Genomic DNA, 16,192 nt, shown 5'->3' with positions numbered 1-16,192 from the left:
GGTCGCGTTGTTCCGCGGCGTGGCCCCGCACCTGCGATGCTGAGTTGTATGGAGTGGCTGCCGGTCGTGCGGTGACCGGGATGATCGACTGGTTCCGCAGGGAAATCGTCGAGCAGGGACGATTTCCGCTGCTGTGCTTCCTCATCGGTTTCGTGGTGGCCTTCTTGTTCATCCGGGTGAGCGTGCGAATGATCCGCGCGAACGTGCGGTGGTGGCCCGGCAACATCAGTCCCGGCGGACACCACGTGCATCACGTGGTGTTCGGCGTGGTGACCATGGTGATCGCCGGAGGTGGCCTGATCGGCTTCTACGAGGACGGGAGCCGGGCGGCCGGCGTCGTCTTCGCGACGCTGTTCGGGGTAGGCGCCGCGTTGACCCTGGACGAGTTCGCGCTGATCTTCTACCTCAACGACGTGTATTGGGACGAAGAAGGCCGCGTCTCGGTCGATGCGGTATTCGTCGCGGTCGCCGTGACGGGCATGTTGCTCGTCGGGCTCCGGCCGCTCGACCTCGGGGACGCCGCCAATTTCGAGGACACCGGAGACCTGATCAGCCGCGGGCTGCTGGTGGTGGGTGCGGTGATCGACCTGCTGCTGGCGATGGTCGTCCTGTCCAAAGGAAAGATCTGGACAGGGCTGGTGGGCTTGTTCTTCGCTCCGCTGCTGTGGGTCGGTGCGCTCCGGTTGTCGCGTCCGGCGGCACCGTGGGCACGGGCGCGGTACGGACCCGACTCGCGCAAGATGGCTCGGTCGCTCGCGCGGGAACGGAAAGTACGTCGCCCCGTCGTTCGGGCGAAGGTCGTCGTGCAGAATCTTGTGGCGGGGGCTCCGACACTCGAGACGGTGCGCGGAAGTGTGGAGAATTCGAAGGTCATGGCCGAGGAGGTCCTCGACCGGGAGGTCCATCCCGCGCTGCCACCGCCGTCGATTTCGCCTCCGGCGGCGTCGTCTGGCACAATTGACGGGTTGCCCCGTTAGGGCACGCCTACCTGACCTGGGTATGAACCGGTCGAGCCCGCCTCACGGTGGTCGCCGCCAGGTTCCTCTGCTCGAGCAAAAAAGAGGATGTAACCGATGAACACCCTGGACTTTCTGGACGCAAAGTCGCTGCGCGACGACATCCCGGACTTCCGTCCCGGCGACACGCTCGACGTGCACGTCAAGGTTATCGAGGGCTCCAAGGAGCGCGTGCAGGTCTTCAAGGGCGTCGTGATCCGGCGTCAGGGCGGCGGCGTCCGCGAGACCTTCACCGTGCGCAAGGTGTCGTTCGGCGTCGGTGTCGAGCGCACCTTCCCGGTCCACAGCCCCAACATTGCGAAGATCGACGTCCTCACCCGCGGTGACGTGCGTCGCGCCAAGCTGTACTACCTGCGCGACCTGCGCGGCAAGGCTGCGAAGATCAAGGAAAAGCGCTGATCTCCACGCGCTGAACCACGCGTTCGACAACCCGGTACGGACATTCGTCCGTGCCGGGTTGTCGCCGTTCGGAGAGCGTGTGGACAGACGCTAGGCTGTCGTCGTGGCAGATTCCCCGCACGATCCGGCCGGTCCGGGTGCGCACCGTTACAGCGACGACGCCGTCGCCCGCAACCACCGAACCTCCGGTGCACACCACCGGCGCGACGACGCCGATCCGGGCGGTGGATTCTCCCGCAAGGACGACAACAAGGACACAAAGAAGGAAAAGTCCTTCTGGCGCGAACTCCCGATTCTCATCGTGGTGGCGCTGGCACTGAGTTTCCTGCTCCAGACCTTCGTCGCCCGCGTCTACCTCATCCCGTCCGAGTCGATGGAGCCCACGCTCCACGGATGCCCGGGGTGTACCGGCGACCGGATCGTCGTCGAGAAGATCAGCTACCGCTTCACCGATCCCCGGCCCGGCGACGTCATCGTGTTCAAGGGACCCGACTCGTGGTCGGCGGGATACACCTCGACTCGCTCCGACAATGTCGTTCTGCGCGGCCTGCAGGAGGTCGGCTCGCTGATCGGTGTCGTGCCGCCCGACGAGAACGACCTCGTCAAGCGCGTCATCGCAGTCGGGGGTCAAACGGTCGAGTGCTGCGACGACCAGGGCCGCGTCCTCGTCGACGGAAAACCGCTCGACGAGCCCTATGTGCAGATGGACTACCCGTTCACGCCCGGTGTGGTCGACTGCGACACCGACGTACCGTCCGGCCGGTGCTTCGGACCGATCACCGTCCCCGAGGACGCGGTATGGGTCATGGGCGACAACCGCAGCAACTCCGCGGACTCGCGGTATCACGTCGGCGACGAATACCAGGGTGCCGTTCCCCTGGACAACGTGATCGGCAAGGCCCAGTTCATCGTGCTGCCCCCCGGACGGTGGGGTCTGATCGATTCTCCGGAGATAATCCCCTCGTGACCGTTCTGGACAATTGGCCCCCTCGTCCGGTGATCCGCAGGTCCGCAGGCCTGCGGACGATGGAATCCGCCCTCGTGCGGTGCGGACTCGGTCCCGTGGCCGGAGTCGACGAGGCCGGGCGAGGTCCGTGCGCCGGCCCGCTGGTCATCGCGGCCTGCATTCTCGGCCCGAAGCCGCACCCGTCGCTCGACCGGCTCGACGACTCGAAGAAGCTCACCGAGAAGACTCGCGAAGAGTTGTACGCGGTCATCACGCGTAGGGCACTCGCGTGGAATGTGATCGAGGTACCGGCCGCGGAGATCGACGCGATCGGTATCCACGTGGCCAACATCGAAGGCATGCGACGCGCCGTCGCGGGCTTGTCCCTCGCACCCGGTTATGTGCTCACCGACGGATTCCGGGTGCCCGGTCTGCCGGTTCCGTCGCTTCCGGTCATCGGCGGAGATGGCGCCGCCGCCTGTATCGCGGCCGCCAGTATTCTCGCCAAGGTCACGCGAGATCGGATCATGGTGGACCTCGATCGCGAGATACCGGGGTACGGTTTCGCGGTACACAAGGGCTACAACACACCCGCCCACATCGCGGCGCTGCAAGAACGCGGCCCGTGCCACGAGCACCGACGGTCGTGGGCAAACGTCGCGGCGGTGTCCGGCGACACCCCGTTCCGGCGGCGATTGTTCATCGACGAGGCAGATGCGGGATGATGACAGGACACACCGGACTGGGAGGACACCGAAAGCGATGAGTGCCGAGGATCTCGAAAAGTACGAAACCGAGATGGAGCTCTCGCTGTACCGGGAGTACCGGGACATCGTCGGTCAGTTCGCGTACGTCGTGGAGACCGAGCGACGGTTCTATCTCGCCAACGCGGTCGAGTTGCTCCCGCACAACGCGAGCGGAGAGGTGTACTTCGAGGTACGCATGTCCGATGCCTGGGTCTGGGACATGTACCGCCCCGCGCGGTTCGTCAAGCACGTCCGGGTGATCACCTTCAAGGACGTCAACATCGAAGAACTCGACAAGCCCGAGTTGAGGTTGCCCGACAAGCTGGGATAGCAGGCCCGAGGGCGTTGTCCACAACGCCCGTCCTCATCCACAGATCACGCCTCGGGGCCCTTGTTTCCGTTGCCTCGCGACCCCCTCGCTGCACAGTAGGTGCACGCAGGGGGAGGAGCCGGGCATGGGACGTAATCGGGATCTGGGGAAACGCGGGGAAGACCTCGCCGCAGAATTCCTCGAGTCCGCCGGAATGGTGGTGCTCGAACGCAATTGGCGCACGCGGTACGGGGAACTCGATCTGATCGCGCAGGACGGCGCGGTCCTCGTATTCGTGGAGGTCAAGACCCGGTCGGGTCTCGGGTACGGCACGCCCGCCGAAGCCGTCACCCGAGGTAAGACCGAACGGATCCGGCGTCTCGCGGGCATGTGGCTCGCCGCGCAGAGCAGGCGGTGGACGCACATCCGGGTGGATGTCGTGACAGTGCTGCTCCAGCGCGGCTACGCGCCCGTCATCACCCACCTGCGGCAGGTGCTGTGATGGCGCTGGGTAGAGCCTGGTCGGTGGCGGTCTCGGGTGTCGACGGGCAGGTCGTCGAGATCGAAGCGGATATCGGGCGGGGGTTACCCGGCGTGACCATGGTCGGTCTGCCCGACACCGCACTCCAGGAGTCGCGCGATCGGGTGCGGGCCGCGGTGTCCAATTCTGGTGCCGCATGGCCGGATTCGAAAGTCGTGCTGGCGTTGTCGCCGGCGACGCTGCCCAAAGTCGGCAGCGTCTACGACGTGGGTCTTGCGTGCGCGGTGCTCAACGCCGCCGACGTCGTCCCTCTCGATCTCCTCGAGAAGACCGTTCTGCTCGGTGAACTCGCACTGGACGGCAGGCTGCGGCCGATCCGGGGAGTGCTGCCCGCGGTCGTGACTGCGATGAATCACGGGTGGCGGAGGGTGGTGGTGCCCACCGCGACGATGATCGAGGCTGCGCTGGTGGGGGGGATCGAGATCTACGGCGCCGATACCCTCGCGGACCTCGTGCGCTGGTTGCAGGGTGACGGTGCTCTCGAGCGTCCCGGCGAGCGTCGCGCCCCTCCGCGTGCGGTCCGCGGGGACCTGAGCGAAGTCGTCGGGCAGTACGAGGCGCGCCGCGCCCTCGAAGTGGCCGCTGCGGGGGCGCATCATCTCATGCTCACCGGTCCGCCGGGGATCGGCAAAACGATGCTCGCACAGCGTCTCCCGGGAATTCTTCCCGTGCTCACCGAGAAGCACGCCCTCGAAGTGACCGCGATCCACTCGGTGGCCGGCACGCTCACCGCCGACCGTCCTCTGGTGACGGAACCCCCCTTCATCGCACCGCACCACACCGCCTCCGTGAGCTCGCTGATCGGTGGTGGGACCGGGATGGCGAAGCCGGGTGCGGTAAGCCGAGCACACCGCGGAATCCTCTTCCTCGACGAAGTTGCCGAGATGGGCACGAAAACACTCGAAGCGCTGCGGACACCCCTCGAGGACGGCGAAGTCCGGATTGCGCGGCGTGACGGCGTGGCACGATACCCGGCACGATTCCAACTGGTCCTCGCCGCGAATCCGTGTCCGTGTGCCCCAGCGCGCGACGCCGACTGCGTGTGCACACCCACGGCGCGGCGCCGATACCTCGGGCGACTGTCGGGCCCGTTGCTCGACCGCGTCGATCTGCGCATCCGCATGGAATCCGTCGCGACGAGCGCGTTGATGGACGAGACGGGAGAAAGCACCGACGACGTCCGCGCGCGGGTCGCGAATGCGCGCGATGCTGCACGTCAACGATGGGCGGAGTTCGGCTGGTCGACCAACGCCGAGGTCCCCGGACCTGCTCTGCGGCAGAAGTTCCGGCTCCCACCGGCGGCGTTGCGGCCCGTCGAACGAGCGCTGCGGAAGGGTGCGATCACCGCGAGAGGCGCCGACCGGGCGTTGCGCGTCGCGTGGTCGCTGGCCGATCTCGCGGGTGCGGCCTCTCCGTCGGAGGTGCACGTCGCGACAGCACTGCAGTTCCGCGACAGGGGCCTGGTGTGAGCGCGGCCGACGAGAGACGTCTCGCCTGGGCGTATCTGTCCACGGTGGGGCAGGGCGCGTCCCGGTCGTTGTCCGCGGCGATCGGGGAACATGGTGTGGTCGAGGTGGCCGAGGCGGTTCGTCAGGGCGGCGCGGGCGGACGGTTGTCGTCCCGGCTTGCCGCGCGGGCGCACCTCGACACGGCGGCGGAGGATCTCGGCAGGCTCGCACGATCGGGAGGGCGCCTGGTCACGCCTGACGACGAGGAGTGGCCGGCCTGGCACCTACTCGGATTCGAGTTGCTGACCACCACCGTCGACGCCGACGCGCCGCCTCTCGCGCTGTGGGTGTGGGGGGAGCGAAGAATCGACGAACTGACCGACCGGTCCGTGGGCATCGTGGGCACCCGCGCGGCGAGCGGATACGGCGAACACGTGACCGCGCAGGTCGCCGGGGATCTTGCCGTCGACGGGTGGACAGTGGTGTCCGGTGCGGCGTTCGGGGTCGATGCTGCCGCGCACCGAGCGGCGCTGGGGGTCGGGGGAACGACGCTGGCCGTCCTTGCCTGCGGCGTCGACCGCGCCTATCCCGCAGCGCACTCCGCGTTGCTCCGCTCGGTGTCGGAGGCGGGTCTCGTCGTCAGCGAATACCCGCCGGGGACCACGCCTGCCCGGTACCGGTTCCTGGCGCGCAATCGGCTGATCGCGGCGCTCTCTGCGGGCACGGTCGTGGTCGAAGCAGGATGGCGCAGCGGCGCCCGCAACACCGCGACGTGGGCTCGGCGGCTCGGCAAGCCCGTGATGGCGGTGCCGGGTCCGGTGACCTCCGCATCGTCGCAGGGTTGCCACCGGATGATCCGGGAAGGTGAAGCGCGTCTGGTGGGCAGTGCGCACGAGGTCGTGGAGGAATGCGGTCCGGTGCTCGGGCGTGACGACGGACGTGACGCGTTGTTCCGCCGCGATCTCGATGGCTTGTCGAGGGAGAGTTCTCTTGTGTACGAGGCTTTTCCGGCCACGGGCAGTTGCACTCCGTCGGTCTTGGCGGAGTCGGCGGGTGTGCCGGTCGAGCAGGTGCGGGCTGCCTTGTCCCTGCTCGAGCTGGACGGGCTCGTGGTTCTGGTGGACGGCGGGTGGCGGCGGGCGTGAACCTCACCAGGGCCCTTCATTATTCGCTGATGAATCCGCAGGACGTGATGGCGAAGTATCACGATCTGTGGAATCTCGCGCAGTCATTTTTCGAATCTCAAACACCGAACTGCGCGCCAACTCGATCTTCAGTCGTGCCCAGGTGACTGCGCTGGGAGGAGGGCGTGCCTACGACGTCTACCGGCACCGCTTCACCGGCGGCGTACGAAACTTGGGCATCTGGTCATGCACGGGGACCGTGTCGCCGGGGACCCGCAGAAAAGGGAGGCAGATCGTTTCGCCGCAGAGCTGCTCACGCCTTCCGCCCAGATCACCCCACTCTTGCCGGGCCGACTCGACCTCAACGCGCTCGCACAACTCGGCGAGCAAGGGGGTGTACTCGGTCGACCCCCTGATCTACCGGTGCCGCGAGGTCGGTGCGGTGAGTGGTGCAACCTACCGGCGCGCCTACCAGAGGCTCCGGCAGCTACGAACCTGGAACTGGCCGGCCCGAACCCGTCGCCGACTATCCCGGAGAGGTCCCTGTTCTCCTCGAGCGGGCCCTCGAACTCGCCGAGGCGAACGGTATCCATCAAGGAATTTGCTGGCGAACTGTCCTTCAAGCTGCCCAGGCTCCGCACGCTCATCGGGGACCCGAGCACTCGCCCCGAACTACGTCTGGTCGACGATCCGGCGCGGACCGACTGAGCAGGCCACCCACCCCGGTCGCGGGTGCTCGATGCAAGGTAGTGCGCGAGCTATCGCTAGCTCTGATGGCGGTAGCCCCTGCCTTGGCGGTCCAACTCATCCGGACCGAGCCCGAGGTACTGCTCGCGCAGGCGGTCCCAGAGTTGGAGCTGCGAGAAGTCGAGTTCGTCGCGGATCTGCTGTGTCTTGGTCAGGAATGGGTTGGGCAGCATGGCTGTCATCATCTGTTCGTCGCGGCCGTTGAACATGCGGACGCCCCACGAGTGTGGGGTGCCGTCGGCGCCGAGGCTGCGGTACAGCTCGGCGCGCGAGCAGCGGCGGATCCGGCCGAGTTCCGGTCCGCTGTCGTTGTGTTCGCCGATGCAGAGATGGAAGTGCCAGCGGCCGAAGTCGATCGTCGCGTAACCGTCGAACATCGAGATGCGTTTGGAAGCGTTCGGTGCCGCGACCTCCCATGCGGCGCCCTCCATCATGATGCCGAACCAGATGTCGTCCCAGTACTCGTCGAACAGGATGTGTATCAGCTTCAGCAGCGATTCCTCGTCCGCCGGGATAGGCCAGCGCTGTTCGCGCCCTCCGCTTTCGGTGACGATAATCGGGGTCTGGACCCCTTCGGGTTGAGTGGTGGACATGCCGATTCCTCCTTCTTTTCGAGTGCATTCGGACGGGTGAGCACGCAGTCCTCGCAGTAGCCGGAGGCGGGCGTGCGATAGAAAAGGCAGCAGCTGCGGCGCCGGAACCCGGGTCCCTCCCGGTCGACTGTGTCAACCAGTCGCTGGTCGAGGAGGATCGTCTCCGCGAGTTTCACGGCGACTGTTCCGGCCTCTCCGTCGAGTACTCGGGCTGCGCCGATCAGCGCCGACGCGGTGTTGCCTCGCAGCAGGCGCGCCGACATGGGCTCGGCGGCGCGGATCGCCGCGATCATCGGTTCCATGTGGCGGCCCAGGACCATCTCGCGCGCGACCTCGACCAGCTCGTCCAGATCGTCGTCCACCCAGCCGACGGCATCGGGCAGGTGCAGGTCGATGCGACCGTCCACGTCACGCCACAGCAGGCGGTCGACGTCGGGCAGGATTCCGGTGCGGACGATGCCGCCGAGCGCGAGCGACCACAGGCGGGCCGCGTAGCCGAGATACAGCGTCGATGCCGCCACCCGGTATTCGGTGGTGCCGATCCGGGCGCCTACGTGTCCGACTACGCCGGCGAGCGCGTCGGCGTAGTCGTAGAGGTCGTGCACCGGGCGCCATCTGCTCGGGCCGCGATCGCCCGTCGTGGCGGTGAAGCACGGGCTGATGCTGGCCAAGGTTTCGAGTGTCGAGGTGACCGCGTTGCCTGGGGCGAGGCGTAGATCGGTGCGCGGCAGGTCACGTAGGACACGTGGGAGCGCATCCAGGCCTTCGACGGGACGCACCTTCCCGGCGTGGAAAACCGAGAGACCCTCGCCTGTGTCGACGAGCAGATCGGCGGGCTGGTCGTCGTCGACCACCACTGCGCCCTCGCGACCGAGTAGCCGCCCGATCGCCGACGCTGCCGGCTGCGGCGCGCGGACCCGCGCCCGGATCGGCGACTTGTGTGCGGGCGTGAGAGTGAAGACCCCGGAGCCGACGTCGAATCGCAGTGACCGCGAATCGAAGACGTCGCCGATCCGGCCGTCGAGCGCGAGGCGCTCCGGCGTGCCGGTGGACAATCGGCCGGTGCGGTCGACGAGCCAGACATGGTCGGCGACACGCAGCGCCAACTCGAGGTCGTGCGTCGACATCACCACCGCCAGATGGTGTTCCCGGGCTGCTGCGCGAAGCAGTTCCACGAGCGCGACCCGTGACGGGACGTCGAGGAACGCGGTGGGCTCGTCGAGGACCAACAGGGTGGGCTCCTGGGCAAGCGCCCGCGCCGTGAGCACGCGCTGGCGCTCGCCGTCGGACAGTTCGCTCGCCGGCCTGTCGGCCAGATGGGTGGCGCCGACCGCGTCGAGCGCCCACGCGACCACGGCGTGGTCGCGGGCGCTCATTCGGCCGCCGAGTCCGAGGTGCGGGGTGCGGCCCAGTCCGGCCAGTTCGCGCGCCGACAGCATGCCAGGATCGACGCGGTCGGTGAGCACGACGGCGATCGTGCGGGCAAGCTCGGCGGCGGGCATTGCATGCAGGTCGTTGCCGGACAATGTGATCGAGCCGCGGAGGGCGGGTTGGAGGCCGCACAGGGTGCGCAGCAGCGTGGACTTGCCGCTGCCGTTGGGGCCGAGCAGCACGGTGAGCTCGCCGCGGCGTGCGACGGCGTCGATGTTCGACGCGACGATCCGCGTGGTGGTCGGGCGCAGCGCGCGGCGGGCGTGATAGCCGACGGCGACGTCGGTGAGGTCCAGGACGATGTCGGTCACAGTGCACCTCCGACGCCGCGGCCGCTGCGGACGAGGATCGTCACGACGATCGGTGCACCGATCAGAGCGGTGACGGCGTTGAGCGGAAGAACTGCGTCACTGCCGGGGACCTGGCTGACGATGCCGCACGCGAGCGCCACGGCGGACCCCATGAGGATGACGGTCGGCATCAGCGACCGGTGGTCCGATGTACCGACGGCGAGGCGGGACAGGTGCGGAACGGCGAGACCAAGGAAACCGATCGGGCCGCAGAACGCTGTGGTCACTCCCGCCAGCAACGAGGCCGCGAGCAGGGTGAGCAGGCGGGCCCGTCGGACGTTGATGCCCATCGTTCGGGCGTAACCCTCCCCGAGCAGGAGTGCGTTGAGGGGTCGGACCGTGGCGAGCGCGAAGCAGATGCACACCAGCACGATCGGGGCCATGAGCACGAGATCGGCCCACGTGGTGGCGGCGAAGCTGCCCAGGCCCCACAGCAGGAAGTGTTGCGCACGTTGTGGATCGGCATAGACCAGCAGGACGCTCACGATCGCGGTGGTGGCGGAGCCGACCATCACGCCGATCAGGAGCAGAGTCACGGCGTTCTTCACCCAGTGCGAGAACAGCAGCACCAGCAGCAGGACGACAGCGGCTCCGGTCGCGGCCGCCGCCACGACACCCGCGCGTCCCGCTCCCGCGAAACCGGACGTGAACGACGCCGCGCCCGCGCCTCCCGCGGCGACGACGACCAGCGCGACACCGAGACTCGCCCCGGAACTCGCTCCGAGAACGAACGGGTCGGCGAGCGCATTCCGGAACAGGGTCTGCATCTGCAGGCCGGCGACACCGAGCGCCGCGCCGACGAGGACGGCGGTGATCGTACGAGGCAAGCGCAGTTCGTGCACCACCACCTGCCAGCGCGGGTCGGAGGGGGCAGCGCCGATCAGCACCCGCGCGGTGTCCGCCAGCGGCACCCGCACCGGGCCGAGGGCCAGCGCGAGCACGAACAGCACGACCGTGAAGGCGGCCAGCAGCGCCAGCGTGATCGCGGTCCGCCGCGAGAACGCACGCGGTGCCGGCGTCGGCCCGCTCCCGTCCGCCGGCCCGGTGACCGGGGCCGGCGGAGGGGACAGGAGCGTCGTCATGCCCGCGGCACCTGCCGGTAGAACACGAACTCGTGGTTCGGCATCAGTTCCGGATGCAGGATCGCGACAATATCGGCGAGCACCAGGTCGGGGCGGGTGACGCCGCGCTCGTGGAAGTCGTTACCGCCCGTCGGGCCGATCGCCTTCGTCGCCGACCACACCGCGCCGTCGCGGGCCGCGGCGAGCCGACCGTAGCGGGGATCCTCGGCGACGGCGTCGGCGGTCGTCTCCCACGAATTGGTGACGAACCACGTCGGCGCGCTGCCGGCCTGCGCGTACACCGATTCGAAGTTCAGTTGCAGGCTGCCGGTCGCCGGATTGGTCAGCCACGGGTAGCTGCCGCCCGCGTCGCGGACCAGTCCGCCGATGTAGCTGCCACCGGCGGGCATGTACCACGTGCCCTGGGTCATCGTGCCGGGTAGTACCGGGCTGGCCGCGGCGCCCTGCGCCTTCGCCGAGACGTCCTCGTAGTCGCTGCGGATCTGCGAGTAGACGTCCGCTGCCTGTGCTTCGGTGCCGGTGAGCGCTGCCATCGCCTTGATCCACTCGGAGCGCCCGAGGGCGGTCGACTCGAGGTATTCGGCGTTCGCGACAACCGGAATCCCGGCGGCGCGGAGCTTGGCGTACGACGGATCGTCGGTGCCGCCGGTCATCAGCACATCCGGGTCCGCGGCGACAACCGTCTCAGTGTTCACCGTCTGTCCGGGCGCATACTCGACGATCTCTCCGGCGTCGATCCGCTCACGCACCGCGGGATCGGACACGAACCCGGCGTTCGAGACACCGGTCAGGACGTCGAGTTGGCCGAGCTCGGTGATCAGCGGCAGGTGCGTGGTCGAGGCCGAGTACAGGCTGGTGATCGGCGTCGAGATCTTCGGAGCCGCCGTGAGGTCGCCGGACAGTTCCGGAGCTGGGGCGCCGCACTTGACCAGAACATATGATTCCGGTGCTCCGCCTGGGTGCGGCTGGTTCACGGTGAGTACCTGGTAGCTGTCGTGGTACTCGAGGGTGAAGTTCTTCGCGTCCGACAGTGTCGACTTGTCGGGGAAGTAATCGGTGTTCGCGTCGAAATCGGTGATGCAGCCGCGTGCGTCGATGGCGGTGTCTGCGCCCGAAGTGTCGGACGAGCACGCACTCAGGACGAGACCTGCAGTGACGAGCACGGAAAGCGCGGCGGTCATGGGCCGTTGGGACATGTTTCTCCACAGGTGAGCGGTAATGGTCGACTGAAGATCTAGTTCGTGCCGGCAGATGCTCGAGTAGCCGAGGAATCGAGACAAGCCTAGCCAAGGTCGCCAGCGTTCCGAGCCGAATTAGGGCAGACGGCAGGCGTGAACAGTGAAAGAGTCGTCGGGCCCGGATACGCCGGAGGTTGCTATGGGGCATAGCGACGGCGCGGTGAAGCGCATGGTGGACGGCCCACCTCTCTCGGGGAAATCCGCCCCGAATAGGAGGTCGCGATGACGGGAGTGTCCTGGCTCTCGGATCGTCGCTCCCCTCCTGCTTTTCGGCTCATGGGCCGTGGCAGAGTGGAGGGTCGCTTCCCGATTACAGTGGCGGGACCGCGCCGGTTTCGCACCGGCTTCCTCTTTCGTCATCACCTGACCGGGGCGTTCTGGGGCGGGGAACTGAAGTGCAAGCAGACGTTTTACTAGACCTGACACGTTTATTGAAGCGGCGACATCCTGGTCATTGTCACCAACCGTGATTCGACGGCTCACGTCAATCACGCATCTGGCCACGTAACCCTGAAAGCTAGTCAGGTGTTCAAGGATCCGAGACGCACACTCAAGGGGCTCCCGATTGGGTAGTCTCGTGTAGGAACATATCGCCGAAAGCCAGTTTCCCTTTACGCCATCGCCCAGGAGCGATTTTGCCTGCGATCGCGGTGACAGTCCGTGGCGAGCTTGTCCAATCCTTAGCCATACGAGATCCCCACCAGTAAGACACAGACGAATGATCTAGCATGCGCGCCACCTCTGCGTTCGGACCTTCCCCTAAGTCAACCAATTGATCAACTAATTCGTCCCGTCGCTTATTCAGAGTAATGGCCATCTTGAAGGTGTCTTCGGTCGCCGACCTCGGTATATCTAATCCGCGCGGGGGGCTCCCAAGAAAATCAGGCATGCGGCGGACGACACGAAATACATTTAATTTTTCGCTATTGTTCTGCCCTGCAATGAGGTTCAACTTTTCGGAGAGGGGAAACCAATTTGAAGTTCTCCATGAAAACTACGAAAGCCGCGGATGCCGACGCCGTTCAGTAGCTCTCCCATGCACTCATCCCACCAGGTCCGCGGCAGCGGGCATCGTCGTGGTCGAAGCAGGATGACGTAGCGGCGCCCGCAACACGGCGACGTGGGCTCGACGGCTCGGTCGGGGCCGGTGACCTCCGCATCGTCGCAGGGGTGCCACCGGATGATCCGGGAAGGTGAAGCGCGTCTGGTGGGCAGTGCGCACGAGGTCGTGGAGGAATGCGGTCCGCTGCTCGGGCGTGACGACGGACGTGATGCGTTGTTCCGCCGCGATCTCGATGGCTTGTCGAGGGAGAGTTCTCTTGTGTACGAGGCTTTTCCGGCCACGGGCAGTTGCACTCCGTCGGTCTTGGCGGAGTCGGCGGGTGTGCCGGTCGAGCAGGTGCGTGCGGCGTTGACATTGCTCGAGCTGGACGGGCTCGTGGTTCTGGTGGACGGTGGCTGGCGGCGTGCGTGAACCTCACCAGGGCCGGATGTCAGTCTCCACGTGGGGGGTGGTGCAGTTGCGCGAGCATGCGTTCTCTCAGGCTGTCGTAGATCGGCGAGGATCCCATCAACTGTGCTACGGCGAATGCCCCGGCGACGGCTGCGAGCATCGGGACGGTGACGCTGGTCGTCGCGGTCATCTCCATGACGAGGACCGCGCCGGTGACGGGTGCGCGCACCGTCGCACTGAACATCGAGGCCATTCCCACGATTGCCATCGGCACCGCAACAGAGGAATCGATTCCGGGAACTATTGCGTGGCAGATCCCCGCGTAGAGCACGCCCCACAGCGCACCGAGTGCGAGTAGCGGAGCGAACAGACCTCCCGGAGTGCCCGCGGCATACGAGACGGGCCCCGTGGCGAAGCGCAATGCGACGTACAACGCGACGAGCGGGATCGCGAGCGCGCCGCCCGACAGCACGTGCTGCACCAGGGAGTCGCCGCCGCCGGTAGCAGGAGGTGAGGCTGCGGAGAGCAAGCCGATGGCACCTCCGATCGCAGTGGCCTTCACCACCGAGGGGACCGAGCGGAGAGCGTCCACAACGGACAGTGAACCCATCACCGCACGGTTGTAGGCAGCGCCGAGAACTCCGGTGAGGAGACCGAACACGACGAACACCGGGAGAAGGGTGATCGAGGGGGGATCGACCGGGCCGACCGAGAAGTCAGGCGAATCTCCGACGACAAGACGGGAGCACGCGACCCCGACGGCGACAGACACCAGAACCGGCACCACAGTCCGGAGCCGGAACGAGTGCATGACTTCCTCGAAGACGAACAGCGCGCCACCGATGGGCGCATTGAACGCGACCGCCAGTCCCGCGCCGGATACCGACGTCTGCAGGAGTCGCTGGTGATCGGCGTTCATCCCCGCGCGGCGAGCTGTCTCGGCCCCTGCGACTGCGCCCATGTGCACGATGGGGCCTTCACGTCCGAGCACGAGACCCGACCCGATGCTGAGGACGCCGCCCACCAACGTCGCAGGCAATATCCGGAATTGCGGTGGGTCGACCTCGCCGCGGGAGACGGCCTCGACATGCTGAATACCGCTACCGGATGCGAACGGCACCCAGCGCACTATCAACGCCGCGATCGCGGCACAGACGGCCGTGACCCCCATCGGGATCAACCATCCCGGTCCGGGCAACTCGTGCGCCCAGCCCAGAAGATCGATCCGTGCTGCGTCAGCCCTCAGCAGACACCATCGGAACGCTCCTCCGACGAAGCCGATCAGCGCGCCGGCAACAGCAGCGACCAGGCAGACGATTGCGAGTTCGCGCGCGACTACGGGAGCTTCGTCCGATTTGTCGCGTGAATCCGCCATGCGCTCTCCAGTACCGGGGGATGTCGGCTACGGGCGCAGGCCGCGCCGTGCCGGCGCGGCCGTGAAGGGATCGAACGCAGGCGATCGAGAACTATCCACACTCGGAAGTATGGCCACCGGAGTCTGTCCTGCGTGGTCGTTCGGACGTTTCGGCCGGTCCGGGAATCGGAGTATCGCGGAATCGTCCCGGAGGGTCGGCGTCGCCGGGGTGTCGTGTCAGTTCCCGGTGGTCTCCGAGTCGGTGCCCTCGGCGGCGGCGGTGTCGTCCACGTACCAGGCGCGATCCTCCCGGTCCCACTTCACGCCACCGCGGTGGGCCTTGCGGAACTCCCGGAGAACGGCCCGGTCGATCGACACGTGATCGTTGTCGTTGACGTAGGTCCACTCGGGTCCGAACTTGGCCTCGATCGCGTCGACCATGTCGGTCTGGGTGACCTTGTGTTCCGTGGTGATGATGTCGGTCATCCAGGTGGCGATCTCGGTCGCGGTGGTGCTCATGGGTATCGAGCCTAGAGCGTCCCGAGGGGTGACGTCCCCGCTGGACCCCGCCTCGGAGTACGGTTGCGCCGATATAGGTAACCCTTACCAGGAGGCGCAGTGGCCCGGAAATCTCCGTCATCGACGACCCTGACCGTGTTGCGCACGGAGACGATCGCCGAACACTTCGTCCGGGTCGTCCTCGGCGGGGACGGCTTCGGCGACTTCGCCGCGCGAGCCGACACCGACAGCTACGTCAAGATCGAACTTCCCGCGGGGGAGGACACAGCGGTACGCACCTACACGGTGCGCCGGGTCGACGAGGCTGCCCGCGAGATCTGGATCGACTTCGTCGTGCACGGTGACCAGGGTGTCGCCGGACCGTGGGCGCGCAGTGTGCAGCCCGGGACCGACGTCGTAGTGCGCGGACCGGGCGGTGGATACCGGCCCGATCCGGCCGCGCATTTCCACCTGCTTGCGGGCGACGAGACGGCGCTCCCGGCGATCGCTGCTGCGCTCGAGTCGCTGCCCGGCGACGCTCGGGGGGCGGTATTCGTCGAGGTGGCGGGCGTATCGGACGAATTGCCCTTGGCCGCTCCGGCGGGTGTCGAGGTGCACTGGGTGCATCGTGGGGTGGCCGCCGGTGACGCACCGCAGGGCCTGATCGACGGTAACGCGCCGCTCGTCGCCGCGGTGAAGTCGCTTCCGTGGCCGGCCGGGGACGTCCACGTCTTCGTGCACGGTGAAGCGGAGACGGTGATGAAGCATCTTCGTCCGTACCTGCGAAAGGACCGGGGCGTGAGTCCTGCACGCGCCTCCATCTCCGGGTACTGGCGTCGCGGTCGTACCGAAGAAGGATTCCGGACCTGGAAGCAGGAATTGGCGACCGCCGAAGGGTAAAGGACGCATGGATCGA

Annotated in this window: 15 protein-coding genes, 1 pseudogene and 1 riboswitch; of the genes and pseudogenes, 10 read left to right on the top strand and 6 right to left on the bottom strand. The window is 67.0% G+C overall.

Annotated features, from left to right (window positions below; translation table 11 throughout):
- Positions 1–80 precede the first annotated feature (80 nt).
- The 8 genes from RDCOP1_RS03545 to dprA all read left to right on the top strand — a co-directional run bounded on the left by RDCOP1_RS03545 (position 81) and on the right by dprA (position 6,551).
- A complete protein-coding gene (locus RDCOP1_RS03545; protein WP_072698890.1) occupies positions 81–977 on the top strand; it encodes a hypothetical protein in 897 nt (298 codons plus the stop codon).
- 96 nt (positions 978–1,073) lie between these two features.
- Positions 1,074–1,415, top strand: a complete 342-nt coding sequence (gene rplS / locus RDCOP1_RS03540; protein WP_072698636.1) for a 50S ribosomal protein L19 — start codon at positions 1,074–1,076, stop codon at positions 1,413–1,415.
- Positions 1,416–1,518: 103 nt separating this feature from the next.
- Positions 1,519–2,382 carry a signal peptidase I gene (gene lepB / locus RDCOP1_RS03535; protein ID WP_072698635.1) on the top strand — a complete coding sequence of 288 codons (864 nt, stop codon included), beginning with the start codon at positions 1,519–1,521 and terminating at the stop codon, positions 2,380–2,382.
- Positions 2,383–2,387: 5 nt separating this feature from the next.
- Complete coding sequence (locus RDCOP1_RS03530; RefSeq protein WP_072698889.1) at positions 2,388–3,086, top strand: ribonuclease HII; 699 nt, start codon at positions 2,388–2,390, stop codon at positions 3,084–3,086.
- A 37-nt stretch (positions 3,087–3,123) separates the two neighbouring features.
- The gene (locus tag RDCOP1_RS03525; RefSeq protein WP_072698634.1) at positions 3,124–3,438 is read left to right on the top strand and encodes a DUF2469 domain-containing protein; all 315 of its coding nucleotides are present in this window, start codon (positions 3,124–3,126) and stop codon (positions 3,436–3,438) included.
- Positions 3,439–3,562: 124 nt separating this feature from the next.
- Positions 3,563–3,919 carry a YraN family protein gene (locus tag RDCOP1_RS03520; protein WP_072698633.1) on the top strand — a complete coding sequence of 119 codons (357 nt, stop codon included), beginning with the start codon at positions 3,563–3,565 and terminating at the stop codon, positions 3,917–3,919.
- Entirely contained in the window at positions 3,919–5,427 is a 1,509-nt protein-coding gene (locus RDCOP1_RS03515) for a YifB family Mg chelatase-like AAA ATPase (RefSeq protein WP_072698632.1), read from the top strand. Before RDCOP1_RS03520 ends, RDCOP1_RS03515 begins: the two co-directional genes overlap by 1 nt.
- Entirely contained in the window at positions 5,424–6,551 is a 1,128-nt protein-coding gene (dprA, locus tag RDCOP1_RS03510) for a DNA-processing protein DprA (protein ID WP_072698631.1), read from the top strand. The genes RDCOP1_RS03515 and dprA overlap by 4 nt, the downstream gene beginning before the upstream one ends.
- Before the next feature lie 743 nt (positions 6,552–7,294).
- Here dprA and RDCOP1_RS03500 read toward each other — a convergent pair.
- From RDCOP1_RS03500 to RDCOP1_RS03485, 4 genes are read right to left on the bottom strand one after another with little or no spacing between them, the layout of a single operon-like run.
- The gene (locus RDCOP1_RS03500) at positions 7,295–7,870 is read right to left on the bottom strand and encodes a DUF7676 family protein (protein WP_072698629.1); all 576 of its coding nucleotides are present in this window, start codon (positions 7,868–7,870) and stop codon (positions 7,295–7,297) included.
- Positions 7,765–9,612 carry an ATP-binding cassette domain-containing protein gene (locus RDCOP1_RS03495; RefSeq protein ID WP_072698628.1) on the bottom strand — a complete coding sequence of 616 codons (1,848 nt, stop codon included), beginning with the start codon at positions 9,610–9,612 and terminating at the stop codon, positions 7,765–7,767. The genes RDCOP1_RS03500 and RDCOP1_RS03495 overlap by 106 nt, the downstream gene beginning before the upstream one ends.
- Entirely contained in the window at positions 9,609–10,733 is a 1,125-nt protein-coding gene (locus tag RDCOP1_RS03490) for an iron chelate uptake ABC transporter family permease subunit (RefSeq protein WP_084722328.1), read from the bottom strand. The genes RDCOP1_RS03495 and RDCOP1_RS03490 overlap by 4 nt, the downstream gene beginning before the upstream one ends.
- On the bottom strand, positions 10,730–11,929 hold the full coding sequence (locus tag RDCOP1_RS03485; RefSeq protein WP_072698627.1) for an ABC transporter substrate-binding protein: 1,200 nt from the start codon (positions 11,927–11,929) through the stop codon (positions 10,730–10,732). Before RDCOP1_RS03485 ends, RDCOP1_RS03490 begins: the two co-directional genes overlap by 4 nt.
- A 251-nt stretch (positions 11,930–12,180) precedes the next feature.
- A riboswitch (cobalamin riboswitch) is annotated at positions 12,181–12,353 on the bottom strand.
- A gap of 679 nt (positions 12,354–13,032) precedes the next feature.
- Here RDCOP1_RS03485 and RDCOP1_RS21680 point away from each other — a divergent pair.
- Positions 13,033–13,445, top strand: a pseudogene (locus tag RDCOP1_RS21680) (DNA-processing protein DprA); the annotation flags it as partial.
- A gap of 19 nt (positions 13,446–13,464) precedes the next feature.
- Here the strand turns inward: RDCOP1_RS21680 and RDCOP1_RS03475 are convergent.
- On the bottom strand, positions 13,465–14,799 hold the full coding sequence (locus tag RDCOP1_RS03475; RefSeq protein WP_072698626.1) for a ClC family H(+)/Cl(-) exchange transporter: 1,335 nt from the start codon (positions 14,797–14,799) through the stop codon (positions 13,465–13,467).
- Between the two features lie 216 nt (positions 14,800–15,015).
- A complete protein-coding gene (locus tag RDCOP1_RS03470) occupies positions 15,016–15,297 on the bottom strand; it encodes a DUF6953 family protein (RefSeq protein ID WP_072698625.1) in 282 nt (93 codons plus the stop codon).
- A gap of 99 nt (positions 15,298–15,396) precedes the next feature.
- Between RDCOP1_RS03470 and RDCOP1_RS03465 the strand changes: the two genes are divergently transcribed.
- A complete protein-coding gene (locus RDCOP1_RS03465) occupies positions 15,397–16,176 on the top strand; it encodes a siderophore-interacting protein (RefSeq protein ID WP_072698624.1) in 780 nt (259 codons plus the stop codon).
- Positions 16,177–16,192: the final 16 nt, after the last annotated feature.

The organism is Rhodococcus coprophilus NBRC 100603 (assembly GCF_001895045.1).
Classification (GTDB): domain Bacteria; phylum Actinomycetota; class Actinomycetes; order Mycobacteriales; family Mycobacteriaceae; genus Rhodococcus; species Rhodococcus coprophilus.
The sequence above is the reverse complement of the archived record's forward strand: the minus strand, read 5'-3'. Positions and strand labels throughout refer to the sequence as shown.

What these genes read in the sequence shown, in the direction of transcription:
- RDCOP1_RS03545 (WP_072698890.1), top strand. Translation starts at nt 81, where the DNA reads ATGATCGACTGGTTCCGCAGGGAAATCGTCGAGCAGGGACGATTTCCG.
- rplS (WP_072698636.1), top strand. Translation starts at nt 1,074, where the DNA reads ATGAACACCCTGGACTTTCTGGACGCAAAGTCGCTGCGCGACGACATC.
- RDCOP1_RS03525 (WP_072698634.1), top strand. Translation starts at nt 3,124, where the DNA reads ATGAGTGCCGAGGATCTCGAAAAGTACGAAACCGAGATGGAGCTCTCG.
- RDCOP1_RS03520 (WP_072698633.1), top strand. Translation starts at nt 3,563, where the DNA reads ATGGGACGTAATCGGGATCTGGGGAAACGCGGGGAAGACCTCGCCGCA.
- RDCOP1_RS03515 (WP_072698632.1), top strand. Translation starts at nt 3,919, where the DNA reads ATGGCGCTGGGTAGAGCCTGGTCGGTGGCGGTCTCGGGTGTCGACGGG.
- RDCOP1_RS03500 (WP_072698629.1), bottom strand. Translation starts at nt 7,870, where the DNA reads ATGTCCACCACTCAACCCGAAGGGGTCCAGACCCCGATTATCGTCACC.
- RDCOP1_RS03490 (WP_084722328.1), bottom strand. Translation starts at nt 10,733, where the DNA reads ATGACGACGCTCCTGTCCCCTCCGCCGGCCCCGGTCACCGGGCCGGCG.
- RDCOP1_RS03485 (WP_072698627.1), bottom strand. Translation starts at nt 11,929, where the DNA reads ATGTCCCAACGGCCCATGACCGCCGCGCTTTCCGTGCTCGTCACTGCA.
- RDCOP1_RS03475 (WP_072698626.1), bottom strand. Translation starts at nt 14,799, where the DNA reads ATGGCGGATTCACGCGACAAATCGGACGAAGCTCCCGTAGTCGCGCGC.
- RDCOP1_RS03470 (WP_072698625.1), bottom strand. Translation starts at nt 15,297, where the DNA reads ATGAGCACCACCGCGACCGAGATCGCCACCTGGATGACCGACATCATC.